Below are 25,051 nucleotides of genomic sequence, written 5' to 3'. Positions count from 1 at the left end.
TGTGGGAATTAGGGCAAGGGAGAGAAATTGTGAGTACAAATGACAGCAAACCATCGGTTTTTATTGTTACCGGAATGCACCGTTCCGGTACGTCTTTAACAGCTTCTTTGTTTCAGAAAGCCGGGGTTGATATTGGCAAAAAGTTAGTGGGGCCGGCCGACGGAAATGTGAAAGGTCATTTCGAGAATGTTGATTTTGTGGAGTTTCACAAAAGTGTTTTGCGATCGCACGGTATTGATGAACTCGGATGTACCTTTGAAAAAACGATTCCGGTAGCAGCGGAATACGTGGAAATCGCCAAACGGGCGATCGAGCAAAATCAACAAACTCACAAACATTGGGGTTGGAAAGACCCCCGAACAGCCCTTTTTTGGGATTTTTGGCTGACTTTGCTCCCCGAAGCTAATTTTATCTGTGTTTATCGATCGCCCTGGGAAGTAGTCGATTCCCTTTACCGCCGGGGAACCGATGTCAGCTTGCTGCAAAATCCCGAAATGGCAGTAAAAATGTGGATTCACTACAATCAAAAAGTTTTAGAACTTTACGAACGTTTCCCCCATCGCTGTCTCCTAGCCAATGTTTACCCCATCGGCAACACTCCTGAACTTTTCCTCGATCGAGTTAACGAAAAATTTAATGTTAACTTAGGTGCTATACCGGGCGACAATTTTGAAGAATCTTTATTAGTCAACGATATTGTCAAAAGTCACAGACCGAGTTTAATAGAAAAATATTTTCCCGAAGCATTAGAACTATATGAACTTTTGGAAACCCAAGCTGGAAATCTGAGTAGCGAGTCGAAAGGTGCGATCGCTCAAGTTATTCATTTCCCAGCATCTCCAGTCTGGCCATTTGAAGATTGGCTAAAAATCCGCTTGCTGGAAAAACAGCAAAAAACTAGCTCTTCCGAACTCAAACAGTGGCAAGAACAATTCCACCAGGCCCAGGCGAAAGTTTTGGGATTAGAGACAGAATTAGGAGCAACTCAAGTACAGCTTGCCGGCCAAGAATCAAATTTTCAAGAAGCTTTAGCAAAACTCCTCGGATTAGAAACAGAATTAGGACAAACTCAGGTACAGCTTGCGGGCAAAGAATCGCAATTTCAAGAAGCTTTAACAAAAATATTAAAATTAGAAGCAGAGTTAGGGCAAACTCAGGTACAGCTTGCCGGCCAAGAATCAAATTTTCAAGAAGCTTTAGCGAAACTCCTCGGATTAGAAACAGAATTAGGACAAACTCAGGTACAGCTTGCCGGCACAGAATCGCAATTTCAAACAGCTTTAGCGAAAGTATTAGAATTAGAAGCAGAATTAGGGCAAACTCAGGTACAATTTGAAGAGACTGAATTTATATTGCAGCAAAAGTTAGCTGAGTTAATTCAGCTAGAAACAGCACAAAGTCAAAATCAGGAAAGATTAAAGGATACTCAGGAAAAATTAGAACACTCCCGCCAGGAAAATGAAAAGTTTCGGGCAGAACTTGCTATAATCAAGTCTTCAATAGGGTGGCAAGTGAGAGAAAAGTTGTGGGAAGTTCAGCGCCAAATCCGCGACTTGTTCCCTAAATTTATTTTTTCGTTAGATCAACCCACTACTTGGCAAGTTTGTGATTCCAACCTGCTAATTGTGGGCTGGGTTTTTAACCAAAAAAGAGAGACTACAGCAGTCCGCGTCAGAATTAAAGACCAGAGTTTCGTAGGCGTTTACGGCATAGAGAGAAGTGATATAGCGCTAGCACACTCTAATATTCCCGCTGCGAAGAAATCAGGTTTTACAATTCAATTGGAAGCGCCTGCCGGACGGCACGAAGTGCTACTGGAAGCGCAAGACGATCGAGGTAAATGGCATCTTTTGGCAGCTTATCCGTTGCTAGTTTCAACGATTCAAGCATCTTTAGATGTACCGGTGGTGTGGGAACAGCGTCAGGGTCAAATTTTGTTTGCAGGTTGGTGCTGCCACCACGATCGCAAAATTGCTAAATTAAGCTTGTTGTGCGGCGATACTTCTGTAGAATGCGCCTACGGTTTGCGGCGAAAAGATGTCGGCGAAGTGTTTCCCGACTGGGTTAACAGTTCGGAAAGCGGTTTTGAGGCCCTTGTCGATTTGCCTCCGGGCGAATGGCACGTTTCTCTGCAAGCTGAGTTAGAAACCGGGGAAATTTTGTCTTTTCAAGCGCCGAAGAAATTGACTGTGCGGCGCTACAATATCTGGCAGCGAAGTACAGATAAATTTGAGGAGTTATCAAGGTTTACAGCCGCAATTCAGCAGCGGGCGAGGGAAAGAAAACAGCGTCTGGGCAGGATTGTGCCGATGCCTTGGGAAATTGTGAAAGTGCTCCGCCAGTTGGGGAAGATTTACCGTCAGCAAAAACAGTTTACTGCGCCGGGAGATTTGCTACCGCCGGCGGGTTTTGTGGTGCCTCAACCCATTGATAGATATGACGCATGGCTGGAGGTGAATCAGTGGAACGATCGCGCGCGCGATTACTTGATTTCTCGGTTAAAATCCTGCCGGGAACCCCTGCCAAAAATTTCGGTAGTAATGCCAGTTTACAACCCGCAGATAGATTTTTTAGAAAGTGCGATCGACAGCGTAATCAATCAAGTTTATCCAAACTGGGAACTCTGCATTGCCGATGATTGCAGCACCGAACTTACTGTTGCTGAAAATTTGAAAAGCTGGGTTCAAAAGGACGATCGTATCCGCATCACATTTCGTACAGAAAACGGCAACATCAGCGCAGCAACCAACAGTGCCGCCGCCCTCGCAACAGGCGACATCATCCTGTTTTTAGACAACGACGACGAACTAACTCCCGACGCATTAGGCGAAGTCGCCCTATATTTTGCAGCGCATCCAGCCACCGATTTTCTCTACTCAGACGACGACAAAATCGACACCCAAGGTCGCCGATTCGCCCCGCAATTCAAACCGGAATGGTCGCCGGAACTGCTGCTTTCCTATATGTATCTCGGTCATTTGTGCGCCGTGAGAAAACATATTTTTGAACAAATAGGCGGTTTGCGGCTAGGTTTTGAAGGCTCGCAAGATTACGATTTTGCCTTGAGAGCCACCGAAATTTCTCGCCATGTCGCGCACTTGCCCTTAGTGCTGTATCACTGGCGAACCGCACCCGGTTCTACAGCCATATCTGGGGCCGCGAAACCCGCCAGTTTTGCCGCAGGTCAAAAAGCCATTCAAGACGCACTAAACCGCCGCCAAATTAACGGTAATGTCGCTCAGCACGCATGGGCGATTAAAGAAAATTTGGGCATATTTGCCCAGGATTTCCCGGATAACGGCCCATCAGTAACAGTGATTATTCCTACTAAAAATCAGCTCAAATTGCTGAAAGCCTGTCTGGATTCTCTAGAAACTACAACCTATAAAAATTATCAAGTGGCAGTCATCGACAACGAAAGCGACGAGCCGAACACTCTGGAATATTTCAAGGAATTAAGTTGCCAAGTTTTGCGGATAAAAAATCCTGGTGGCAAGTTTAGTTTTGCAGCAATTAACAACCGCGCTGCCGAACAAGTAGATAGCGAATATGTGTTGTTTTTGAACAACGATACTGAAGTAATTAACCCGCGCTGGCTGAGTCAAATGGTGGGATACGCTCAAATCCCAGGCGTGGGTGCAGTCGGCGCGAGGCTGTTATATCCCGACGGCAGAATTCAGCACGCGGGCGTAATTCACGGGCTGCATCACGGCTTGGCTGGTCACGCTTTTAAGCTGATGAACAGCGAAAATCGAGGCTATCTTTCTCAAGCGATGGTAACGCGAAATTACTCTGCGGTAACAGCCGCTTGCACTATTACTCCGCGTCAATTGTTTTTAGAATTGGGCGGTTTTGATGAGGAGAATTTTGCTGTTGCTTACAATGATGCCGATTACGGATACCGGCTGTTAGAACGGGGTTATCGGTGCGTATACTGTCCCGATGCGGAGTTGTTGCACAAAGAGGGAACTTCTAGGGGTTTTACCGACAATCCTCAAGAAGTGGCGACTTTTAGGCGCAAGTATGGGGGAAAAAATGACAGTTTTTACAGTCCTCACTTGTCTTTAGAAGATGAGTATTTTCATATTCAACCCCGACGGGTTTTTATGAAAGAAGAAGGAAGTTCGGCAACGGATTGTGTAACGGATGTAACGGATGCAGGGGAGAGGGAAGAACTAAAATTTGGTAATTTTGGTTCTTTGATATCAGTAAATAATTTTGTAAATTTTATCAAAGTTTTGATGTGCAGCAATTCGCTGGATTTCACCGGTGCGCCGCTGCATCAGTACGAAATTGCGGTGAAATTGGCGGCTGAAGGCGTGATTAAGCCGATCGTACTTTGCACAACAGAGGGGCCTCTGCGTCAAGCTTACGAACAGCAGGGAATTGAAGTAATTGTGCGCGACAATCCTCTCGAACACATCTACCAGCGCGATGCTTATGATGAAGCCATCCGCAGTTTTAGCAAAGAAATTGAAAGTTTAAAAATAGATGCAATTTATGCCAATACTTTAGAAAACTTTTTTGTAGTTGATGCGGCGCGCCAAATCGGAATTCCTGTGGTGTGGAACGTGCACGAAAGCGAACCTTGGCAAACTTATTTTAACAGGTTTGGTTCTGAGATTGCGGCGAGAGCTTTAGAGTGTTTTCGCTTTCCTTACAAGGTAATTTTTGTGGCGGATGCAACGCGGGACAGGTATTTGCCTCTCAACAGCCACCACAATTTTACAGTGATTCACAACGGCTTAGATTTGAGCAAACTGGAAAATTCGGAGAATTCTGAATTGGCTAGAAAAAGTTTAGGTGTTGCAGCGGAAGATGTAGTGATTTTGCTGCTGGGAACGGTATGCGAACGCAAAGGACAGCAAGATTTAGTTAAGGCACTTTCACTTTTACCTGACAAATGGCACAATAAAATTAGGTGTTTTATTGTGGGCGATCGCCCAAGTATTTACAGCAATAAATTAGCTGATATGGTGGGTGAATTGCCGGAAGAGTTGCGGGAAAGGGTGACAGTAGTCCCGGAAACTGGGGAGACGGGAAAATATTACAAAGCGGCTGATATTTTTGTTTGCACTTCTCGCGTCGAAAGTTTTCCGAGAGTGATTTTGGAGGCTATGGCCTGCGATTTGCCAATTATTACAACGCCTGTTTTTGGAATTAGAGAACAAGTGAGACCCGGAATTAATGGTTTGTTTTATACGCCAGATCGCCAGGAGGAATTAGCAGCATCATTGAATACTTTATTGGAGGATAAATCTTTGCGTCGGCGATTAGCAGAAAATGCTAAATATGTGTTAGAGTCGTTGAATACTTTTGCAGAAATGACAGAAGCTTATGGTCAAATTTTTAGAGAAGCTTATTTCACTCCTAAAAACTAATCGTTCAAAATTCAATGGTAAGAAAGTATGGCGTCAAATTTCGAGCATCAGGCAAGAGAACACCTCCAATGAATTAACAGCTAAATTTTACTGGGAGACTAACCCAACAGCCGCTATTGGGAAGCAGGGTTACTGGTTGTCTAATCCGATTATTGAAAAAGCTATAAACCATCGGCTGTCAGGTGGCAAGACTGAGGGTTACTGGCTAACCTGGTTAATCAATAATTTTTTCAAAAAACGACGGTTTGATAACCTTTTGTCTATTGGTTGTGGTGTGGGAAATCACGAAATTTTGATGGCTAAATTAGGATTTGTCAATCAAATTGATGCCTTTGACTTTTCCGAAAAATCTTTAGAAATTGCTAGAAAAGATGCCGCCGCAGCAGGAGTAGATGTTAACTTTTATCAAGATAATTTTAATTCATTTAGTATTGATGATAGTAAAAAATACGATATAGTTTTTTGCTCAGGTTCGCTGCATCACGTCAGAGAACTAGAACGATGTTTATCAATTGTTCGGAAATGTTTAAAACCAGACGGATATTTTATTGTCAATGAATACATAGGAGATTGCTACAATATATATAATCAAGCTCAAGTGGATTTGATTAATCGCATTTACCAATGTTTTCACTACACGCTAAGGTCGGGAACAACTGAAAAATTTTCGAGTCCAAGTATTGAGAAAGTATTGGCGAGAGACCCTTCAGAAGCAGTCCGGTCAAAGCTGATACTTCCGTTTTTAGAATTCTACTTTGATGTGGAAGTCTTGAATCCAGCCGGTGGAGGGTTGCTTCACGAACTTTACCCTTTCTTAGCTCACGATCAACTTTCCGACGGAGAACCCAAGAGTGAAACAATAATAAAATTATTGCTTGAGATTGAAACAATCTTAATGGAGCAGCCGGGAGGACTATCAAGTGACTTTTGTTTGTGTATTCTGAGACCTAAAAAAAAACAATGGAAATAATACCGCCTAAAATAGACTACGAAGGGGCTTGGGACAGCTACGCCCAAGAATGGAAAGATAATAATCCTGAACTCGCTTATTTGGGCGACGAATGGATAGGTAAAGCTGCCGGTGCCGCCAACTCCTTAGCCGAATACGAAGCCCTGATAGAACAGCAATTTATTGCACCCTACATCAAAAAAGAACATACGGTTTTAGAAATTGGTATCGGCGGCGGAAAAACAGGTTCCCTGTTGCTGAAATATTGCGATCGACTAATTTGTGCCGACATTTCCAGTCAAATGCTGCAAGCCGCCCGATCGCGCTTGGGAGACGATCGCGTTTCTTACCTCAAACTCGACGGTTTAACATTAGACAGCATCGCCCCAGGTTCAGCCGATGTCTGCTTTTGTTACGATACAATGGTACACGTAGAGCCGGTAGATATATTCAACTACCTGACTCGAATTCCCAAACTGCTGCGGGGCGATAGAATTTGCGTCTTTCACCACACCAATATTTTCAGCGAATTAGGGTGGCAAAAATTTGCCGACGAGTGGGACAAAAACTTGTTCGGGCACAGAGACGGCACAGCATTTTCAGTGATGACTGATACAATTATGGAAAAATTTCTCCATCATTTAAACTATGAAATCATCCTGAAAAATACATCTTCAGTACCGCGAGATTGTGTCTGGATCTGCAAAGCACCAACACCCAATGAATAAAACTAAAGCTTTTTAGCAGAATCAAAATATTTTATTTCAACAGACAACAGTCAACAGACAACAGTCAACAGACAACTGACAATGAAAGCATTATTTCTCCATCCCAACTTCCCCGCCCAATACCGCCACATTATCACGGCTTTAGGCGCAGATCCCAAAAATCAAATTGTTTTCGGCACTAAAAACGAGCGCCCAGAGTGGAACATTCCCGGCGTTCGCAAAGCAGCATTTACACCCAGCCGCGAACCCCACGCGCAGACTCACCAATACGTCCGCCCTTTAGAAAGTGCCGTCATCTACGGACAAGCCGTATTTAGAATGGCAGAACAACTCAAAGCAGACGGTTTTGTACCCGATATTATCTGCGGACATTCCGGTTGGGGGCCTACCTTATTTGTCAAAGAAGCTTTTCCAAATACGCCGCTTTTGTGTTATTTCGAGTGGTTTTATCATGCTATTGGTTCAGACGCAGATTTCGACCCAGCGGAACCTTTAACAGTTGACGATATGGCCAGAATTAGAATCAAAAATGCGCCGATTCTGATCGATTTATACTCTTGTGATTGGGGTTTATCACCCACTTATTGGCAGCGATCGCAATTTCCGCCCGAATTACAACAAAAATTATCCACACTCCACGACGGCGTAGATACCGATTACTTCAAACCAGACCCCGGTGCTAAACTGGTTTTGCCTAACTTAGACTTGTCTGGCGTTGATGAAATTGTCACCTACGTATCGCGGGGAATGGAACCTTACCGGGGTTTTCCCGAATTCATTGAGTCGATCGCCTATGTACAAGAACGCCGCCCCAACTGTCACGTCGTAATCGTTGGTTCCGAAAGAGTTTGTTATGGGCGTTCTTTACCCAACGGCGAGTCTTACAAAGACTATATGCTCAAAAAAGTACCCCTAGATTTGTCGCGAGTTCACTTTGTCGGGCCCCTACCTTACGGACTGTATTTAAAAGTAATTCAAGCATCCGACGTACACGTTTATTTGACCAGACCTTTTGTGCTATCTTGGTCCATGATTGAATCTCTATCAACCGGATGTTTAGTAATCGGTTCCGACACAGGGCCAGTCAGAGAAGTTATCCGCGACGGAGAAAACGGTTTGCTAGTCGATTACTTCTCACCGAAACAAGTAGCCGATCGCATTGATGAAGTTTTAGACCATCCTACCCGCATGGCAGAAATTCGCGTCAAAGCCCGTCAAACAGCCCTAGAACGCTACAGTTTAGCTAAAATGCTGCCACAACATTTACAACTGATCGAGCAAGTAGCCAATCGTTCCATGCCGCCTACAGTTGGTATGGAACCAGAACGGGAATTAGCAGCATCTTTTGCCGTGAGAATTTAGCAATAAAGTTAGTCAGGACTACGCGCTGCATAATAGCGGGATGATTTTGATTTTTTTGTGGGATGGGCGTCCCGCCCGTCCGGCTTATTTTCCGGCGTTGCATAATGGAAGGCAGTCCGTTAATCCCTTCTAGGCTAGTCGCAAACTAGCTTCGAGAGCAATAATTTAGGCGTTGCATAATAGCGGGATGATTTTGATTTTTTTTGTGGGATGGGCGTCCCGCCCGTCCGGCTTATTTTCCGGCGTTGCATAATGGAAGGCAGTCCGTTAATCCCTTCTAGGCTAGTCGCAAACTAGAAAAAATGGCTGTACTTGCTTGAAAGTACCGAGTTTTGTTATTTTTGTTAAAACTTAACTAAATTCCTATGAAATCAACTACTAGGGCGCTGAAAGAATGGAATGTAGCAGTTAATGCTTTAGAACAAGGTCAAACGATTGTGCTGTTGCGGAAGGGGGGAATTCGCGAGCAAGCAGGACAGTTTAATGTCACGGACAAACAGGTTTTGCTGTATCCAACTTTTGAACACCAACAGCCGGGTTTATTAAAGCCGGAGTTTGCACATCAAGTCAAGACTGTCGAATCTGGTTGGCATCCAGAAGTTATTAGAATTGGCAGTTGGGCGGAGATTACTGATGTTTTTTTGGTAGCTTGGGAACCGGCCATTACTGCGCTATTTCCTTACCATATTTGGAATGAAACTTTTGTCAGCGATCGCCTGAAATGGAAACAAGCTCAGCCAATTTATATTTTATTGCTGCGGGGTTATCGCCTTGCAGAAATCCGCGAAATTCTCTACCTTCCTGAATACGGCGGTTGCCGTTCTTGGATCGATTTGACCCAGGCTATTTCCCTGGAGGGAAGCCAAGCTGTTTTGAGCGATCGAGAGTACATTGAACGCTCCTATGAAATCCGCAATCTGATAGCAAATCCTGCGAAGGCTTCTGGTTCGCAGACAGTGACAACGCTGACGGAAGGCAGCCAGGATTTTACTTCTCATTAAGAGTTTTTAATGTACTTTTCGAGAGGCGCGCTTCTACCAAACCCAGCCCAAAATCCGCAGCTAAAGCCATCAAAGCTGCCGGAATTGCCCCAGCTAAAAGTAACTGATTGTTGACGGTAGCAACGCCCCGAAAAATAAACACCCCCAAGCCGCCGGCACCAATTGCAGCGGCGATTGTAGCGAGTCCGATCGCAATTACTGCCGCCACTCGCACCCCCGCCAGAATCACGCCCAGTGCCAGGGGAATTTCCACTTGCCATAACAGTTGCATATCAGTCATTCCCATGCCTCTTCCGGCTTCTGTAATCGCTGGATCGACGCCGACAATACCAGTATAAGTATTGCGGATAATTGGCAGTAAAGAATACAGAGTGAGGGCGATAATTGCCGTGCGATCGCCTATTCCACCCAATACTGGCACCGGGATTAGCAAGCCAAACAAAGCTAAACTGGGAATTGTTTGCATAATATTAGCAAATCCCAAAATTGGCTTTTTCAATTTTGGTTTTCTCGTGGCTAAAATTCCCAGGGGCATCCCCACACTAATAGCGATAAAAATTGCAACAGTTACTAAATATAAGTGTTCGGTCGCGCGCTGAATTATCTCAGCGCCATAGCGGTTGATAAAAATTATCATCGGGTAATTGGTTATTCGTGATTGCTGTCAATCTTATAAATCATTTTCCATTTCAGCACTTGGTTCACCAGGATAGAAGCGAGAGTCCAGAATTTCCTCTAAGCTGTAAAGGCAATTTTGAGGAAATGTCTTGAGAGGTAAATCGGTTTCTCCTACTGCCAAATCTCTACCGTTTTGATAAGCTTCTTGGAAAGCTTCTTGCAAGTAAGGTTTCAGACTTGGGTTATCTTGTATCAGTCTCTGAGTGTCCCGCCGCTGCACTCGAATTGTAGACAACCAGCTACGACTCCGCTGTTGGGGCTGATATTGCCACTTCAGCAAATGTCCCAGCAAAATGCTCAAACGATTTCTAAGTTCTTGACGCTCCTGTTTGCCCAAAGATTCAATCTCCTCAATTAAATTTGGCAAGTCAAGTTGACTCCACTGACACTTGCGAAGTAACTTGGCTTGTTCTTGCGTCCAAGCATAGAAGTCTGTCTCGTAAAGACTGTGCATCGTTTGATTATCCGCTTAGTTACTAAAACTATATTATCAAATTTTTGCTAAATCATTCAAATTTAGCTACTTGCAAACATTCAAGAAATGCCCCAGCTTCTGGATGCTGGGATTTGAGAAAATCATCGGGCGAGCCCAATTCAACCAATCGTCCATCTTGCATCAAACCAATTCTAGAAGCTAACAAAAAAGCTTCTTGAATGCCGTGAGTCACAAAAATCACAGTTTTGCCGAGTTGCTGCTGCAATTGACCGAATTCCCGCTGCAATTCCAGACGAGTAATCGGGTCTAAAGCACCAAACGGTTCGTCCATTAACAATATGGGAGGGTCAGCCGCCAGTGCTCTTGCGACGCCTACCCGCTGCCGCTGTCCGCCGGATAACTGATGGGGATAGCGTTTGGCGAAGTGCTGGGGGTCGAGGTTGACTAATTCTAACAGTTGCCGGACGCGAGATTGAATACGATCGCCCTCCCAACCTTCCAATTTCGGGACTAAACCGACGTTTTGCTCGACGGTAAAATGGGGAAACAAACCGATTTCTTGAATCACATAGCCAATTTTTCGGCGTAGTTGAATTGGGTTCCACTGAGTTGTCAGTTTTCCCATGACAAGAACTTCGCCGCTGCTTGGCGTTAGTAAATTGTTAATTAATTTCATGGTAGTAGTTTTGCCACTACCGCTGCGTCCCAGCAATACTAAAACTTCTCCTGGCAGCACTTTGAAATTGAGTTTGTCTACTAAATGCCTGCGGTTGAGGCGATATGTAACATCGAGGCATTCGACAGCCACTTCATTATTGAGAGGCATGATTAGTTTTGGTGATTTTGGTTTTCAGCAACTTAAAATTGGCGACCCTCGTAAAACAATTCCTAATCTAAAATCTCAAATCGACTTGATTTTGCCATTCTAGCAGTAATGCTCGACATTGGAGGCAAGTTAATTTTTTGAGCAAGTCGCTAATTCCGTCTGCGGTGACAGGATATTCAGCACCGATCAGTTCGGGGTTTACTGTTGCTGTAGGGTGCAACTCTGCAACAAAACCGTAGAGTTTTTGATTGGAGAATGAGCTGTTTATTGCCCAGCCAATGGTGTTGATCGGTTCGAGGCGGGCGATCGCGCTTTCTGTCACGCCTAGTTCTTTTTTGAGTATAACTGGGACTTCCGTTGCTGGCGTAGCTTCGGCTTCTACGCGACCGCCAGGAAAATCGAGGGTTGCTTCTGCTACGCCGGGGCGATACATCGGTGGGGGAAACAGAAATTTGCCAGATTGAATTGTCAAGATTACAACTGAATTTGCTCTTTCTACTCGCCAATATTCTACTATTTGCCCTTCGGTTGTTTCGAGATGTTCGGCGATTAATTTTACCCAATGAGAGTTGATTTCTAAAAAGCCATCTAGAGTTTTCCACGGGGATTTTGTAGTTTGGTTCATGTCGGAATTTTTGAAATAAATCAGATGTTGTTTGCTATGGTAGGCGAGCGTTGCCGAGCTGAACAATAGCCGATCGACCTTTTCAGCTTTGAGCGAGTGTTTTCCTCTCGATTGTAAATTTTTGCTACAACCTTACACATTCGCATAGATAATTCGGTAACATAGACTACATAATCAAAGTTTATCTGCGCCTTGGCTCTGGGTTGTTTCAACCGCGCCCTGGTGCAGACTCTTAGCTAGACAGGAGTAGTTATGCAACTGCAAACAGATATTCGTACTTGGCAATCCCCATCAGCACCCGGAAGCTTCGCCGGTGTCCGCGACTGGGAAAAATTTGGCTGCGCCGTACCTGCACCAAAATTGGCTCCTTCTATGTGGGTTAAATTGTTCAATCCGCCAACAGCATTCAGTTTTGACGAAGCGTGGCTGTTGTGTGAATGTTCGGAAGAACAGTGGCTAGCTTGGATTCCTGATTATGGCGAAATTTTACTGAGTACACATGAATTTTGCGCTACTAAACCGTGAATTACGCAGACAAACTTTCATAAACCAGGTGTTAAAATCTATATCCCTCCCGTTCCCCGGGATTTTTTGGAAAAAAGCTGGTTTTTGCGTAATTATGTCGTTTGCAGTGAGGAATGCAAGTCCTTAAACTTTGATAAGGACTTGCATTCCTCACTACAAACATCTTATATGATGTCGTTTCAGCCGATATCATATAAGTCCTAATAGATATTAATTGACATTTGGTCAACAAAAAGAGCAATAGGTTTTCTATTGCTCTTTTTGTTCAAAAACACTCTCTAGTTTTTATCTTTAAGATAGCGGAAGTTATATCAACTGGCCTCGATTGACCCCAATATCGCTGCGGTGACGGGTTTACTGTATCGATGCTTGCATGGGAGATATTGGTGAACCCGCCCTTACAGCAATTACGGTCAATTTAGCCCCTGTGATATTGCTGGCTTATTTGCAAACTGCACGGTTATTTGCGTTTCTGACAATCGTGCCTACTCTACCATTAATCTGAATCGGGTTCTTAGTGCTGGCTCGAATCAAGAGTGGTTGTTTCGCCAGACATTCTCTGATTGATGCTGCCCAGGCGGTGAGAGCTCCGGTGTATTCTGTACGACCCGCTGGGGCGCGAAACTGATCGGTAATTAGGAAATCCGAGGTGATGCTAGTGTCAGTAGCAACATTGGTAATAATTGGAAAGTCAAAAGCTTTGGGCAAGGTTCTGTCCTGGATTTTACCCGGTAGCAACTGGTAGTTCTTCGATCCACCCTTGTAGTCAATACCTGCTTGAGGGCTTGTGGGAGGGCTTGTTTGAGCCAAGGCGGAAACAGGCAAGCTTGTGACCAAAACGGTGCAGCAACTCCAAAATAATTTCGATTTCATCTGATTCATCTCCTCAACTTTATGACGATTAGCACTAATTTAGGTAGGTTCTAAAAACAGTAGCTTTTATGAAAAAAGCGCCTCATGACATTGAGCTTTTGAGTTTGAGTTTAACCTACCTAATTTATTACCAAACATTCTCAAAAATGTTAAAACTGGTTTGCCTGACAAACTGTAGAAAAGTTTCAGTTGAGTTAGATATTTACACATCTGAAGTTGTTACAGCATTTAAGAGTCGGTTTGACCAGAATGATTCATTTTCGATCGATGTCACTGGAACTTTATCAAATTTTGTCTCAGATATCAAGTTTTGCCGATCGCCTGTCGCGTTTTAACACTGGTTTGCGGCTCGATCGAGGTTTGACTGTTGCGGGCTATACCAAAGCGAGAAAGATGCTACAGTGCATCGATGGGCGTTTGAGTATTTTCAGGCGACAATAGACAGAGAAGGGGCTTGAAAATAGGTGATTTTAGTGGAAGATAGTAAATTTATCGACGTATCGGACATTATGGGTGTTCCCGTGGCTCCGGCGGGTTACAAATCGGGCTTTGTGGGTATTGTCGGACGCCCGAATGTCGGAAAATCAACGCTGATGAATCAGTTGGTGGGGCAGAAAATTGCGATTACTTCGCCGGTGTCTCAGACGACACGTAACAGGCTGCGGGGCATCCTAACGACACCGGAAGCACAAATTATTTTTGTAGATACTCCCGGAATTCACAAGCCGCACCACCAATTGGGCAAGGTTTTGGTGCAGAATGCCCGCACCGCAATTAAGTCGGTGGATGTGGTGCTGTTTGTGGTGGATGGTTCGGTGGAATCGGGAGGGGGCGATCGATATATTGTCGAAATTCTCAGCAATTGCAAAGTTCCGGTGATTTTGGGGATGAATAAGTTGGACGAACAACCGGAGGATTCCGTGTTGATCGATCGAACTTACGAGCAAATTGTCAATCCTGAGTGGCCTGTAGTGAAATTTTCCGCTCTCACGGGCGAGGGTGTCGAGCCGCTGCAACAATTGTTAATCGAACATTTGGAGGTTGGGCCTTATTATTATCCGCCCGATTTGGTGACTGACCAGCCGGAACGCTTTATTATGGGCGAATTGATTCGGGAACAGATTTTGCTGCTGACGCGGGAAGAAGTGCCGCATTCGGTAGCAATCGCGATCGACATAGTTCAAGAAGAAGCAAAAATTACTCGCATTCTGGCGACAATTCACGTCGAACGAGATTCCCAAAAAGGCATTTTAATCGGTAAAAGCGGCAGTATGCTCAAGTCGATCGGCAGTGCGGCCCGGGAACAGATTCAAAAGTTAATTGAAGGCAAAGTGTATTTGGAGTTATTTGTCAAAGTGCAGCCGAAATGGCGGCAGTCTCGCACTCGTTTGGCGGAATTGGGCTATCGGGTAGAAGAATAAAACTTTATCTGTTGGCAGTTTCCCTCTCTTAATCCTGATGTGCTCAGAAGCAGATTAAAAACAAGATTGACAATCTGGCCATATCCGCAGCCCTAGGCTAAGATTTTGCAAAGGTCGAGAACACAAGGACGATAATTCCAACTATGAACTACCGAAACCACATCACGATCGAAGCAAATAAACGCGGTGGTAAGCCTTGTGTACGCGGCTTGCGAATTACGGTTTATGAAGTGCTTGAGTACCTGGCTTCCGAGATGACCGAAGCAGAAATTCTCGACGATTTTCCCGATTTGACGCGAGAAGATTTAAAAGCCTGCATTGCTTATGCTGCTGACCGCGAGCGTCGGTTTATGACCGCTCCATTATCGGCATGAAATTACTTTTTGATGAAAATTTGTCGCCCAAGTTGCCGAATCGTTTGAGCGATATTTTCCCAAATTCGCTTCACGTTCGAGATGTGGGCATGAAAGCAACGATCGACCCAATAGTTTGGGATTATGCAAAAGACAATAATTTGATGATTGTCTCGAAAGACGCGGATATGCACGACCTGAGCTTAGTATTTGGGAACCCACCGAAAGTTATTTGGCTTTGCCTTGGAAACTGTTCGACCTTGCAAGTTGAAAATTTGCTACGTCGGGAGTTCAACGCGATCGAATTATTTTATGAAGACGAGAATTTATCGCTGCTTGCTTTATCATAATTGTACCGCAACTGCGATATAATTATAATTATAAGATTTATCGGCAGCACAGTAACCAATCTGCAAAAGCTCAAGGCTTCTGGTATGGGGTGCTTCGATAAATCTAGTCGTTGCAACTGACGCGAATTTAAGATTGTTAGCTTTGTTGAGAGGCGATCCTCTTCGAGGGTTTCGCTAACGCGCGCAGTTGAACTAAATCGTTGTGCAGCAATATACTTGGTAGTTCAGAATACTATGAAATGGCATTATCTAATTTCCGGTCAAGAAGAGTTAGTTGATAAAATTCTTGCTTTTTTTACCTCTAAATCAACAGATGCTGAGCTATTCAAAGATATTGTTACTAAATGCAAAAACAATCCACTTTCATCACCTGGTAATTCAAATCACGGAACCTCTCTTGCTCTGGGATATCTATCGCTGAATGATTTTATATTTTATGAGAGTAGTTTAGGAAATCAAAAAGGTATTCGCGTCTCAATAGTAGAAATTATTCTAAAACGACTGTGCCAGAAATTTATTGTGTTTGAGCAACAGTTGTTAGGCTTCGGATATAATATGCCTTATAGTCTCAATGAAGGAATTACACAATTTTTATGCTCAAGAGGTTTGCTCAAGAATGTAATCTTCGGTTTTAGTTATATAGTGCAAAACTATCAAAATTCTGTGTTTAAGATACTTGTTACAACGGATAGTGGTGATAGTAGCATGGGAACAGGATTTCTTTTTAATTATCAAACGTCTGAGGGTAAAAAATGGAGTCTTGTAATTACTAACGAGCATGTCGCTAAGTATCAGAATGGATTAGAAGTACATCACAAGGATGGTCAAATTGAAACACATAAAGTGATTATTCTTTCAAAGAAAAGTGATTTAGCAGTAATCGTACTAAATTCATTTGTGAATCTACCTTCATTTCATCTCTTCCCCGATCCTAAAATACTCGATGATATTATAACTGTTGGCTATCCCCCTGTTCCTACTGCTAACGATTGCTATCAACTTGTTCACAAAGGGGAAATTAATTGCTTTTTAACTAACTATTCGAATCACGACTACTTTCTATTTTCTGCAAGAACATCACCTGGTAATAGTGGTGGACCAGTTATTAATGACATGGGTATGGTTGTAGGAATTGTTACTGAACAACTATTTGAACTAGGCTCATTTGAGAAGAAAGGTCAACTGCCTTACTTTGCGGCTGTTCCTTCCACTAATATTTTGGAATTTTTGAATGAGCAAGTTGTCAGTAAGCTAAAATAACAGAAATCTGAGCTTTTATGAGCATTTTGGAGACATTTTTGCGGGAAAGGCAGGACCAAAACCGCAATGCACCGGAACTTTGAAGTTTCCTGGTAATAGCAAAAGATATCTAGGTCTGGTGATTGCGACCGTTATCTCGCAAACGCTGCCTGACTTTGGAGATGATTCGGAAGCTCGATCGAGAGCTTGACCTACAGAAAATTGGTAGAATAAACAGAGCTGTAAGGCAATGGCAGCCGGTTTGACTTGTACGAATGGGAAAGGTAATGGCTTTTTCTTGAATCGTGAAACATGGCGGGCATTTTAAGCCTGCATAATATTTGCCAAAACTATCAATTGGACATAATCGCCAATGAAGAAATTCCTGACTATCCTCGCCAGTACGATCGCGATCGCGACACCCACCCTATTCGTAGAACACAGTACCCTACTCGCCCAAGCCCAAACCCAAGAATCACAGCTCAAAACCTACGCGATCGGCAATCTGACCTTCAAAGCACCCCGAAATTGGCTCGAAAATCCAAGGGGCGCAAGTGCGAATAGCCTTGAATTACACAACAAAAACTTCCCCAACAGAGGCGGTGGATTTGCCCCCAAGGGTTTGATTCGCGTGGTTGCAACCATCAGTGAGGAAAACGTGGAAACCGCTACAAAACCGCCGAATTCCAGAAGAGCGATGCCTAAGACGACGATTAAGACCGAACATCTAACCATTAACGGCAGAAAAGCAGTGCGCTTGTATGAATACTATGACGAGGGGTTTCCCGCAGGCATTGTCACCTATGTTGCCACAGGGAAAAAAGAAACAATTATGCTACAGACCCTTTACTCCGACAGTGATACTGAAAAGCAAGTTCAGCAAATTCAAGATTCGGTTCGCATTACTGAATAGCAGTCAAGGACTTAAATTCGGCACGTTGAACAAGAAAGCTTTGTTCATCTGGTTGAGCCAACAATCCCCGTACCTTGATAGTCGGGGAGTGTCAACAACAACTATCAAGGCAACTCAACGGAACTCGGTTTAGCAATGTGAGGCAAGCCCCAGCCCAATTTTTCCCGCAAAATGTGGAAAAACTCAAAAGATTGCACCCGAATAAACCGGGCTTTGTACGAAGCCCGCTCGACTTGCACCCAATCCTCGGGCAGAACATAACATCCGCCGTTCCCGTCTACCACCATTACCAGGCGGTTCGGACTCGCGGGCAAAATCTTGACTGGCTCGGTGTTGGAAAACACCAAAGCCCGCGAAGCCATTGAATGGGGGCAAATAGGCAGCAACTGCAACACCGGCACTCCGGGAATGATGACAGGCCCACCGGCTGAAAGGGCGTAAGCTGTAGATCCTGTCGGAGTCGCGATGATGACTCCATCTGCGGCAATGTCAATAGAGGCGTGCTGACCGATCGCCACTTCAAAATGACACATACAAGTCAGCGGTTCCCGGTGCAGCACCATTTCATTGAGACAAAGGGCTTCCCAGAGGCAGTCGTTTTCTCGAAACAGCCGCACCGCCAGCATTGATCTTTCTTCTATTTCGTATTCTCCGGCGATTACCTTTTCCAAAGCTTGCGGCAGCAAGTTCAGGTAAGTTTCTGTTAAAAAGCCCATGTGACCGGTATTGACAGTCAGCAGCGGCACTCCAATCGGAGCGACTTGGCGAAATGCCGACAGCACCGTACCGTCGCCGCCCAAAACCACTGCAAACTCCATGTCGCTGTCAAAACCGGGGGGGACGAGTTGTTCGATCTGAGTGTGGCACAGGGGGCGATCGGGGCTAGAATAGCCCAAAATTCCTCCCGAACCAGAAACCGAGCAAACCTCCCAGCCGCGGGCAGTCAGCTTGTCTTCTAACTCTGCGGCGATGCGACAAGCCACAGGTTTAACGTCGTTGTATATAATCCCAGCTTTCGGCACTTTAAAATGTAAAGGGCATTTTTTGTTTACTCCGTTTTTTAGTCTTAAGCTGCTCGTACTCTATTTCCTTGAGCTTCTTCATAATCAGATTAAAGTATTCTTCGAGATAAGACTCCAAAGTAGTAGTTTCTTTAGGGTCGATGCCGAAGACACTGTAAACATCATCCATCGGAGCTTTCAAGGGTTTTCCGGCTGCCAAAACTTCTGAAAAAGCCAATCTGTCAGCTACGTTCCAACTCCACTGAAAGAACTTAGCAAATTGACGAGTAGCCTTCAACAAGACATCTGGGGTGCGCGTAATTTTGGCTTGCTTCCCTGACAGCCGTTCGCACAACCGCACGATTTCGTCAGCATCCCAAGCGCGATTTCCCACCACCGGAAAGCTTTTTTTCTCGGTTTCAGGAACCGAAAGGGCCCGGACGGCAAATTTAGCAACGTCCTGAGTGTTCATGTAGGCAAGGGCGGATGGCTTGTTGGGCAGCCAGACTGCCTGATTGTCCAAAATCGGCATTGCATACAGGCTCAGCAGTCCTTGCAAAAAGCCGCAAGGTCTCAAGATTGTGTAGTCTAGACCGGATTCTGCTAAGAACAATTCGGTACAGCGCTTGATTTCCAACAAGGGGACTTGGGGATATTTCTCAGCGTCGAGAAAGGAAAAGAATATGTAACGCTTGATGCCTGCTGCTGCTGCTGCTTGGATCAGCGATACTTTTCCGTCCCAGTCTACTCTTTTGATGCTGACAGAATCGGCTGCACTCGCTGTTGCTGCATCGATAATAGCAGTGACGCCTTCTAGGGCCGGAGGCAGACTGTCTGGCTGGCAAAGGTTCCCCGGTACGAGTTCAGCGCCCCATTCTTTCAAAAATGCAGCTTTTCTGTAACTTCTGACTAAACAGCGCACCTGGTAGCCCTCGTCTAGGGCGCGGCGGGCTATTTGGCGGCCGAGAGTGCCGGTGGCACCTAAAATCAATAAAGTCATCTAGGGATTAATTATGAATCTTAAACTTTCTATAAGATGGTATCAGGTTTTTGTTAAGTTTGTTATAAAAACTTAACAAAAACCTGAAATTTTCTCATTTTAGGCTTGAGATATTCGGCAGAATGCTGGCTTTCGGCAGAAAGTAGACTCTAGAAGACAGAAGGTAGAAGGCTTCTGAAGGATTGGTTGAAAAAAACTTATTCTTCGCCGCCTTGTAATTTGAGCAGGAGGAAGCCTCCACCTATACCCACGAAAATTAGGGAAAAGGACAAAAAGGCTGCATTGAAAATTTCAGGATTCATGGTTTTATATGTCTAATTGGGCGATCGCATTAAATAAAGATAATATAATTTGGGGCAAGCAGGTACATGAATGCTAAAATTTCAGTGCCGAAATTCCTGTATTTTGTTGGAGAAAACTGCCTTGAGTCTCGATCGGGAATCAAAACTAGCTGTAACTCTGGGAGATCCGGCGGGAATTGGGCCGGAAGTGATTCTCAAGGCATTGGCAGATCCCGCTGCTGCTTTGATGGTGACGGTTTTCGGATCTAAGAGAGTTTTGCAGCAAACTTACGATAAGTTGCGATCGAGCAATCCAGCAGCAGAAGCGGCAAATCCCCAAACATTAAACATTATTGATATCGAACCAGACAGCAAGTGGGGCGAAATAGTCCCCGGTGTCGGTAGTGCAGCTAGCGGGGCCGCTAGCTTTGCTTACATGGAAAGTGCGATCGCCCGTACCATCGCCGGCGAATTCTCCGCCATCGTGACAGGCCCAATTTCCAAAACTTGCTGGCAGGCGGCCGGTTACAATTATCCCGGACAAACAGAACTCCTCGCAGAAAGGGCAAAATCGCAGCGGTTCGGAATGCTGTTTGCCGCCACATCTCCCCACAGTGGCTGGACTCTGGTAACTTTACTCGCTACCACACATATTTCCCTCCGTCAAGTCCCCGATGCTTTGACTCCAGAATTACTGAGCGAAAAACTAGAATTGCTGGTAGAGTGTTTGCGGGAAGATTTTGGGCTGGAAAGACCGAAAATTGCGATTTCTGGCTTAAATCCTCACAGCGGCGAAAATGGCAAACTGGGAAATGAAGAGCAAGACTGGATGATACCTTGGTTGGAAACGCAGCGCGATCGCTTTCCTCAAGTGCAGTTAGACGGGCCAGTCCCCCCCGATACCTTGTGGGTAAAACCGGCTAAAGTTTGGTACGGTTTAGCCAAGGAAGCTCACGACGGTTACTTGGCAATGTACCACGACCAGGGGTTGATTCCAGTAAAATTGATGGCTTTCGATAAAGCAGTTAACACTACAATTGGCTTGCCTTTTGTCCGCACATCTCCGGATCACGGCACAGCTTTTGATATTGTAGGTCAAGGGATTGCAGATGCCTCCAGCATGAAGGCAGCATTGCAGTTGGCAGCCCAGTTGGCTAGTCGCAGAACAGCAGTTAAAATAGGGCGATAGCTTTAGTACGCCTGACGCTGGGAAAAATTGTGTCATTCCTATTGATTGTCGCTGGGGTGAGGCGGCAAGCAAGCGGGTAATTTCCTTCGGTCGATTAAAATCACGTTTGGGTAGGGCAGTATGGCAGCATCTAATGATAATTCAGGCAAAATACATCAGTCAGAAAAAGAGGTTTCTGATGCAAATTTGGGAAGTTCTAAAGCAGGAGAGCAACTTCAGGAATTGCTAACCATACTGACTGAATTCCAGTTATTAAAGAAGTCAAAAAAAGAACCCAGCGAGCTGAAGTTACCGCTTTCTGAAAAGTCTGTGCAGCGGTTGGAGGATGAGGAAAATCGGCGCAAACAATTGTCTTTTCGGATCGAATCACCGAGTATTATACCGGAAGTATTAACTAACGAGGAGGAGATCCCATCTCAAAGACGACAAAATAATAATGAGGAATCCGATGTATCTATAGCGGGGAAGGTAGCCCCAAAAAATCGGCTGTCGGAGGAAGAATTAGAACAAGCAGTAGAGGAGTTTAAGCGGTTGCAACAACTGCTGTTTGAAAGGGATTTACCGGAATTTTACAGTAATGTTTTGAGCGTGGAACAAAGGTTAGAAAATTTTGAGAATTTGATGAATGAACCCCAAGAGTTGATGACTTTACTGAGACCGTTAATTCCTGAGTTACTGAGAGATGAATTAGAGGGGTTGAAGTCTGAATTTAAAAAGGCGATAGAACTCGCTAGCAATGATAAAATGAATCGGCTCGAATTGCAGACAATATTAGCGGATTTGGAAAATCAAATTGCTAACTTCAACCAGCCGCAACTGCCGAATGCAGAACATTTAATGCAACGGTTGATGCCGGTAGTGGGCGAGTTGCTCAAGCGTAAGGTAGAGGAGTCTAAGTTAGAGGTAGCTTCGGCGATCGCACCGAAAGTCAATCAAGTAATTCACAATCAAAACGGACTGGAAGAACAAGTAGTAAAAATAGAAGATAAACTTGCGAATATTCAGCAGCGTTACCAGCAGCAACCGGAAGATTTAATCAAGCAGTTAGTTCCGGTAGTTAGCGATTTGCTGAACCGCAAAATTAGTGAATTAAAATTAGAGATTGTAGAAGCTGTCGCCCCCTCAGTACAGGTAAGAATAGCTTGGGTAGAAATAGAAGAAAAAGTATTGAGCATCGTCGAGCGACGACTGGCTACCCAACAGTCGCCAATTCAGAAGCCAGAAGAGATAATGGCGATGCTAATGCCCGCAATCACTGATTTGCTGAACCGGAAAATCGATGAATCAAAATTACAGGTAGCAGCGACGATCCAACCTTTGATAGAATCAGCAATTCTTCAAAGAGAAGTTCAAGGAAAATTGAGCGACGTAGAAAGTAGACTAAATAATCTTCAGCGACAGCAAAAATCTCAGCCTGAAGATATAATGGCAAGGTTAATGCCGTTAATGATTGAGTCGCTGAACCGGAAAATCGAGGAAACAAAGTTAGAGGTGAGAGAGACGATCGCGCCCGGTGTCAACACGGCTATTCAAAACAGCGGTATTGCAGCACAAATATTAAATAATGAAAGTAAAATTGTCGAAGTTCAGCAACAAGTTTTAGCCGAGATAGAAGGGTTAGTGGCAAGAATAATGCCAGTGATTGTAGAAATGCTGTCTCGAAACATCGGGGAAGCAAAGCTAGAGATAGAATCTGCGATCGCCCCCGCTGTCGATGCAATCATTCAGAATAAAAGGATTGAGGAAAGACTGGGGACTATCGAACAAAGGATTGTGGCGATTGAACACCGGATTTATGAATCGACAGACTTGTTTACCGATTTACTAAAACCTTTGATTGACGAGCTGATGGTTAGCCATCACGCCCAACTGGAAAAGTCTGTCATCGAATCTATTTTACCATTGTTAGATGAAGTTGTAAGTTATAATTACAGACTCAACGATAAAGTAGGGGAACTAGATCGCAAAATAACTGATGCTGAATGGGGAGGCGATCGGGAAGAATTAATCGCCCGAATTAAAATCATGTTTCCCGAAATGATGCTCCAAACAATTAATGAGTCTAGAACATCATTTGTCGAAACCATAGCTCCGATAATTGATGAAATAATTAATACGAAAAGCCGAGAAAATAGACAATCGATGGGAGTAGCCATATCGCCGGCTCTGACTGTGGGAATCAGCCACAGAATGAGTGAATCGCCCGATGAAATTGCAATGGCCCTCGCGCCGGAAATGGCCGCCGCTATCAAACAGCAAATTCATCTCAAGCGAGAAGCTATGTCGGATGCACTTTATCCGATCATCGGCAGCACGATTTTAAAATACATCGCCGAGATGATGCGGGAGATTAATGAAAAACTCGAAGCATCTTTAAGTCCCGAGAGAATTAGTCGCAAAATTAAAGCCAAATTACAGGGCATTTCTGAAGCAGAATTGCTGATGAAAGAAACCACACCACTGAGTGTTAAAGCTGTTTTTTTAATTCAAACACAATCGGGCTTAGTAATTTCAGCAGTGCAGAAGTCTGAACGCCAACAGCTAGAATCAGACATGGTAGCAGGGATGCTGACTGCTATTCGGGCTTTTGTCAACGATTGCATATCTCAGTCGGGAAATATTGCAGAAATTGATGCTATAGAATACGGCACATCGAAGATAGTATTGGAAGTAGCGGGTTCGTGTTATCTGGCAGTAGTTATACAAGGAGAAACCCGCCAGTGGTTTAAGTATAAAATGCGAGCGATATTCAACAATATTGTTCAAGAATACGGGGTTCAAATCCAGTCATTTAACGGCGATCCAGCCACTGTGCCGGCAGAAGTAAACTCGAACTTACAAAAATTAATCGATACAGAGGTAAAAGTTAAATCTCCTAAACTGCCAATTTTACCAATTATCGGTTTGGCAGCGTTAGGTTTAATTGGCGTACCTTGGGGAATTCATCAATACCGCAGCGGAGTTGAAGCGAGCTTAGAAGCAGATACGAATTTAGCATTACAATCTGCTCCAGAGTTATCGGTTTATCGTATCGCGGCAGATGTTAAAGATAAATTATTGGAGATTTCGGGACGAGTGCCGAATCAAAAGCTGCGCTCGAAAGCGGAAAAAATCGCTCAGCAAGCGGCTCCAAAATTAAGAATTGAAAATAAAATTATAGCCGTTGAAGTACCTCCCGATCCGGTTTTAGTAGAAGCCGATGTCAAGCGGACGGCAGCTCTTTTGAATAAAGTAGAAAGCATTGATATCTCAGCTCGCTATGCAGAGGGTAAAGTCGCCGTTGCAGGCAGCGTAAGCAAAGTGCCAGATGCTCAGAAAATAACTCAAGCTTTTGAGAAAATTCCGGGGGTGAAGTCTGTAACAAATACAGTGATAATAGGAACTCCACCGCCACCAAAGATAATAATGCCAGTTCGCGTGTATTTCGGTGCAGGTTCGGCAAGTTTGCAGGCGAAAGATGTAGCACAAAAGCTTAGAAAAGTCAAGGAATATATGGATAAAAACCGCACGAAGAATTTAAGGATAGTTGGCTACAGCGATTTTAAAAGCACTCCGGTAGAAAATCAAAACTTGGCACTGGAAAGGGCGACAAATGTGAAAGGTATTTTGGTTAGACAAGGGATAAATGGCAACAGAATACAAGTGGCTTCTACTAAGGGTCGTCCCGAAGGTGTGGAGGCAAATCAACCGCTGTGGCTGAGCAGATTGGTAGTATTTGAGGTGATAAATTAAAATTGGGAATTGGGAATTGGGCATCGGGCATCGGGCATCGGGCATTGTTAATTGGGAATTTTCCCTAATGACTATGACTAATGACTTCTTTCTCTTAATTTATAGTAACTGGCAAGAAGGTTAGGACATTTTTTATGGGTGAAAATATTGCTGTGACTCCATTTCCCTTCTTCCTTCTTCCTTCTTCC

22 protein-coding genes are annotated in these 25,051 nt (G+C 44.3%); 14 read left to right on the top strand and 8 right to left on the bottom strand.

From position 1 onward, the window contains the following. Nucleotides 1-29: 29 nt before the first annotated feature. The 5 genes from QT996_RS04850 (at nucleotide 30) to QT996_RS04830 (ending at nucleotide 9,421) form a co-directional block, all read left to right on the top strand. Nucleotides 30-5,381, top strand: a complete 5,352-nt coding sequence (locus QT996_RS04850; protein ID WP_333044914.1) for a glycosyltransferase — start codon at nucleotides 30-32, stop codon at nucleotides 5,379-5,381. After that, a complete protein-coding gene (locus QT996_RS04845; protein WP_333044913.1) occupies nucleotides 5,338-6,351 on the top strand; it encodes a class I SAM-dependent methyltransferase in 1,014 nt (337 codons plus the stop codon). The genes QT996_RS04850 and QT996_RS04845 overlap by 44 nt, the downstream gene beginning before the upstream one ends. Beyond that, nucleotides 6,342-7,058, top strand: a complete 717-nt coding sequence (locus QT996_RS04840) for a class I SAM-dependent methyltransferase (RefSeq protein ID WP_333044912.1) — start codon at nucleotides 6,342-6,344, stop codon at nucleotides 7,056-7,058. Before QT996_RS04845 ends, QT996_RS04840 begins: the two co-directional genes overlap by 10 nt. A gap of 81 nt (nucleotides 7,059-7,139) precedes the next feature. After that, nucleotides 7,140-8,420 (top strand): glycosyltransferase family 4 protein, encoded by a 1,281-nt coding sequence (locus QT996_RS04835; protein ID WP_333044909.1) that lies wholly within the window; start codon nucleotides 7,140-7,142, stop codon nucleotides 8,418-8,420. 365 nt (nucleotides 8,421-8,785) lie between these two features. Then, a complete protein-coding gene (locus QT996_RS04830) occupies nucleotides 8,786-9,421 on the top strand; it encodes a DUF1802 family protein (RefSeq protein ID WP_333044908.1) in 636 nt (211 codons plus the stop codon). Here the strand turns inward: QT996_RS04830 and QT996_RS04825 are convergent. The 4 genes from QT996_RS04825 to QT996_RS04810 all read right to left on the bottom strand — a co-directional run bounded on the left by QT996_RS04825 (nucleotide 9,408) and on the right by QT996_RS04810 (nucleotide 11,986). Further along, nucleotides 9,408-10,058 carry an ABC transporter permease gene (locus tag QT996_RS04825; RefSeq protein WP_333044906.1) on the bottom strand — a complete coding sequence of 217 codons (651 nt, stop codon included), beginning with the start codon at nucleotides 10,056-10,058 and terminating at the stop codon, nucleotides 9,408-9,410. The two genes, QT996_RS04830 and QT996_RS04825, sit on opposite strands and share 14 nt — an antisense overlap. 33 nt (nucleotides 10,059-10,091) lie before the next feature. Further along, the gene (locus QT996_RS04820) at nucleotides 10,092-10,553 is read right to left on the bottom strand and encodes a DUF29 domain-containing protein (RefSeq protein ID WP_333044904.1); all 462 of its coding nucleotides are present in this window, start codon (nucleotides 10,551-10,553) and stop codon (nucleotides 10,092-10,094) included. 52 nt (nucleotides 10,554-10,605) lie between these two features. Further along, nucleotides 10,606-11,361 (bottom strand): ATP-binding cassette domain-containing protein, encoded by a 756-nt coding sequence (locus tag QT996_RS04815; protein ID WP_333044903.1) that lies wholly within the window; start codon nucleotides 11,359-11,361, stop codon nucleotides 10,606-10,608. 67 nt (nucleotides 11,362-11,428) lie between these two features. After that, on the bottom strand, nucleotides 11,429-11,986 hold the full coding sequence (locus QT996_RS04810; RefSeq protein ID WP_333044901.1) for an NUDIX hydrolase: 558 nt from the start codon (nucleotides 11,984-11,986) through the stop codon (nucleotides 11,429-11,431). Between the two features lie 252 nt (nucleotides 11,987-12,238). Between QT996_RS04810 and QT996_RS04805 the strand changes: the two genes are divergently transcribed. Next, complete coding sequence (locus QT996_RS04805) at nucleotides 12,239-12,511, top strand: hypothetical protein (protein WP_333044900.1); 273 nt, start codon at nucleotides 12,239-12,241, stop codon at nucleotides 12,509-12,511. 441 nt (nucleotides 12,512-12,952) lie between these two features. On the opposite strand, the gene QT996_RS04800 is transcribed toward QT996_RS04805, so the two are convergent. After that, nucleotides 12,953-13,384 carry a hypothetical protein gene (locus QT996_RS04800; RefSeq protein WP_333044899.1) on the bottom strand — a complete coding sequence of 144 codons (432 nt, stop codon included), beginning with the start codon at nucleotides 13,382-13,384 and terminating at the stop codon, nucleotides 12,953-12,955. A gap of 240 nt (nucleotides 13,385-13,624) precedes the next feature. Here QT996_RS04800 and QT996_RS04795 point away from each other — a divergent pair, with 240 nt between their 5' ends. From QT996_RS04795 to QT996_RS04770, 6 genes are all read left to right on the top strand, one after another. Continuing rightward, nucleotides 13,625-13,825, top strand: coding sequence for a hypothetical protein (locus tag QT996_RS04795; RefSeq protein ID WP_333044897.1), 201 nt, complete (start codon nucleotides 13,625-13,627; stop codon nucleotides 13,823-13,825). A 68-nt stretch (nucleotides 13,826-13,893) separates the two neighbouring features. Beyond that, on the top strand, nucleotides 13,894-14,805 hold the full coding sequence (gene era, locus QT996_RS04790) for a GTPase Era (RefSeq protein ID WP_333044970.1): 912 nt from the start codon (nucleotides 13,894-13,896) through the stop codon (nucleotides 14,803-14,805). 143 nt (nucleotides 14,806-14,948) lie between these two features. After that, nucleotides 14,949-15,179 carry a DUF433 domain-containing protein gene (locus QT996_RS04785; protein ID WP_333044896.1) on the top strand — a complete coding sequence of 77 codons (231 nt, stop codon included), beginning with the start codon at nucleotides 14,949-14,951 and terminating at the stop codon, nucleotides 15,177-15,179. After that, nucleotides 15,176-15,508, top strand: coding sequence for a DUF5615 family PIN-like protein (locus QT996_RS04780; RefSeq protein WP_333044894.1), 333 nt, complete (start codon nucleotides 15,176-15,178; stop codon nucleotides 15,506-15,508). Before QT996_RS04785 ends, QT996_RS04780 begins: the two co-directional genes overlap by 4 nt. Nucleotides 15,509-15,742: 234 nt before the next feature. Then, complete coding sequence (locus QT996_RS04775) at nucleotides 15,743-16,768, top strand: serine protease (protein WP_333044893.1); 1,026 nt, start codon at nucleotides 15,743-15,745, stop codon at nucleotides 16,766-16,768. Nucleotides 16,769-17,120: 352 nt separating this feature from the next. Then, on the top strand, nucleotides 17,121-17,660 hold the full coding sequence (locus tag QT996_RS04770; RefSeq protein WP_333044892.1) for a hypothetical protein: 540 nt from the start codon (nucleotides 17,121-17,123) through the stop codon (nucleotides 17,658-17,660). Nucleotides 17,661-17,764: 104 nt separating this feature from the next. Here the strand turns inward: QT996_RS04770 and QT996_RS04765 are convergent, their stop codons facing one another. The 3 genes from QT996_RS04765 to petM form a co-directional block, all read right to left on the bottom strand. Next, nucleotides 17,765-18,682 (bottom strand): NAD(+) kinase, encoded by a 918-nt coding sequence (locus QT996_RS04765; protein WP_333044890.1) that lies wholly within the window; start codon nucleotides 18,680-18,682, stop codon nucleotides 17,765-17,767. 1 nt (nucleotide 18,683) lies between these two features. Further along, entirely contained in the window at nucleotides 18,684-19,661 is a 978-nt protein-coding gene (locus tag QT996_RS04760; protein WP_333044889.1) for an NmrA family NAD(P)-binding protein, read from the bottom strand. Between the two features lie 197 nt (nucleotides 19,662-19,858). Beyond that, complete coding sequence (gene petM / locus QT996_RS04755) at nucleotides 19,859-19,963, bottom strand: cytochrome b6-f complex subunit PetM (protein ID WP_172189541.1); 105 nt, start codon at nucleotides 19,961-19,963, stop codon at nucleotides 19,859-19,861. Nucleotides 19,964-20,033: 70 nt separating this feature from the next. Here petM and pdxA point away from each other — a divergent pair, with 70 nt between their 5' ends. Further along, nucleotides 20,034-21,131, top strand: a complete 1,098-nt coding sequence (pdxA, locus tag QT996_RS04750) for a 4-hydroxythreonine-4-phosphate dehydrogenase PdxA (protein WP_333044887.1) — start codon at nucleotides 20,034-20,036, stop codon at nucleotides 21,129-21,131. 120 nt (nucleotides 21,132-21,251) lie between these two features. Next, nucleotides 21,252-24,863: an OmpA family protein gene (locus tag QT996_RS04745; protein ID WP_333044885.1), complete on the top strand. Its 3,612-nt coding sequence runs from the start codon at nucleotides 21,252-21,254 to the stop codon at nucleotides 24,861-24,863. Nucleotides 24,864-25,051: the final 188 nt, after the last annotated feature.

This window comes from Microcoleus sp. S13C4 (assembly GCF_036700865.1).
Lineage (GTDB): Bacteria > Cyanobacteriota > Cyanobacteriia > Cyanobacteriales > Microcoleaceae > Microcoleus.
Note: the sequence above shows the minus strand (reverse complement) of the source record. Positions and strands in the feature narration are given on the sequence as shown.

Bases quoted from the DNA above. Each gene is read 5' to 3' on its own strand.
- QT996_RS04845 (WP_333044913.1), top strand. From the start codon at position 5,338: ATGGTCAAATTTTTAGAGAAGCTTATTTCACTCCTAAAAACTAATCGT.
- QT996_RS04840 (WP_333044912.1), top strand. From the start codon at position 6,342: ATGGAAATAATACCGCCTAAAATAGACTACGAAGGGGCTTGGGACAGC.
- QT996_RS04835 (WP_333044909.1), top strand. From the start codon at position 7,140: ATGAAAGCATTATTTCTCCATCCCAACTTCCCCGCCCAATACCGCCAC.
- QT996_RS04830 (WP_333044908.1), top strand. From the start codon at position 8,786: ATGAAATCAACTACTAGGGCGCTGAAAGAATGGAATGTAGCAGTTAAT.
- QT996_RS04825 (WP_333044906.1), bottom strand. From the start codon at position 10,058: ATGATAATTTTTATCAACCGCTATGGCGCTGAGATAATTCAGCGCGCG.
- QT996_RS04820 (WP_333044904.1), bottom strand. From the start codon at position 10,553: ATGCACAGTCTTTACGAGACAGACTTCTATGCTTGGACGCAAGAACAA.
- QT996_RS04815 (WP_333044903.1), bottom strand. From the start codon at position 11,361: ATGCCTCTCAATAATGAAGTGGCTGTCGAATGCCTCGATGTTACATAT.
- QT996_RS04810 (WP_333044901.1), bottom strand. From the start codon at position 11,986: ATGAACCAAACTACAAAATCCCCGTGGAAAACTCTAGATGGCTTTTTA.
- QT996_RS04805 (WP_333044900.1), top strand. From the start codon at position 12,239: ATGCAACTGCAAACAGATATTCGTACTTGGCAATCCCCATCAGCACCC.
- QT996_RS04800 (WP_333044899.1), bottom strand. From the start codon at position 13,384: ATGAAATCGAAATTATTTTGGAGTTGCTGCACCGTTTTGGTCACAAGC.
- era (WP_333044970.1), top strand. From the start codon at position 13,894: ATGGGTGTTCCCGTGGCTCCGGCGGGTTACAAATCGGGCTTTGTGGGT.
- QT996_RS04785 (WP_333044896.1), top strand. From the start codon at position 14,949: ATGAACTACCGAAACCACATCACGATCGAAGCAAATAAACGCGGTGGT.
- QT996_RS04780 (WP_333044894.1), top strand. From the start codon at position 15,176: ATGAAATTACTTTTTGATGAAAATTTGTCGCCCAAGTTGCCGAATCGT.
- QT996_RS04775 (WP_333044893.1), top strand. From the start codon at position 15,743: ATGAAATGGCATTATCTAATTTCCGGTCAAGAAGAGTTAGTTGATAAA.
- QT996_RS04770 (WP_333044892.1), top strand. From the start codon at position 17,121: ATGAAGAAATTCCTGACTATCCTCGCCAGTACGATCGCGATCGCGACA.
- QT996_RS04760 (WP_333044889.1), bottom strand. From the start codon at position 19,661: ATGACTTTATTGATTTTAGGTGCCACCGGCACTCTCGGCCGCCAAATA.
- petM (WP_172189541.1), bottom strand. From the start codon at position 19,963: ATGAATCCTGAAATTTTCAATGCAGCCTTTTTGTCCTTTTCCCTAATT.
- pdxA (WP_333044887.1), top strand. From the start codon at position 20,034: ATGCTAAAATTTCAGTGCCGAAATTCCTGTATTTTGTTGGAGAAAACT.
- QT996_RS04745 (WP_333044885.1), top strand. From the start codon at position 21,252: ATGGCAGCATCTAATGATAATTCAGGCAAAATACATCAGTCAGAAAAA.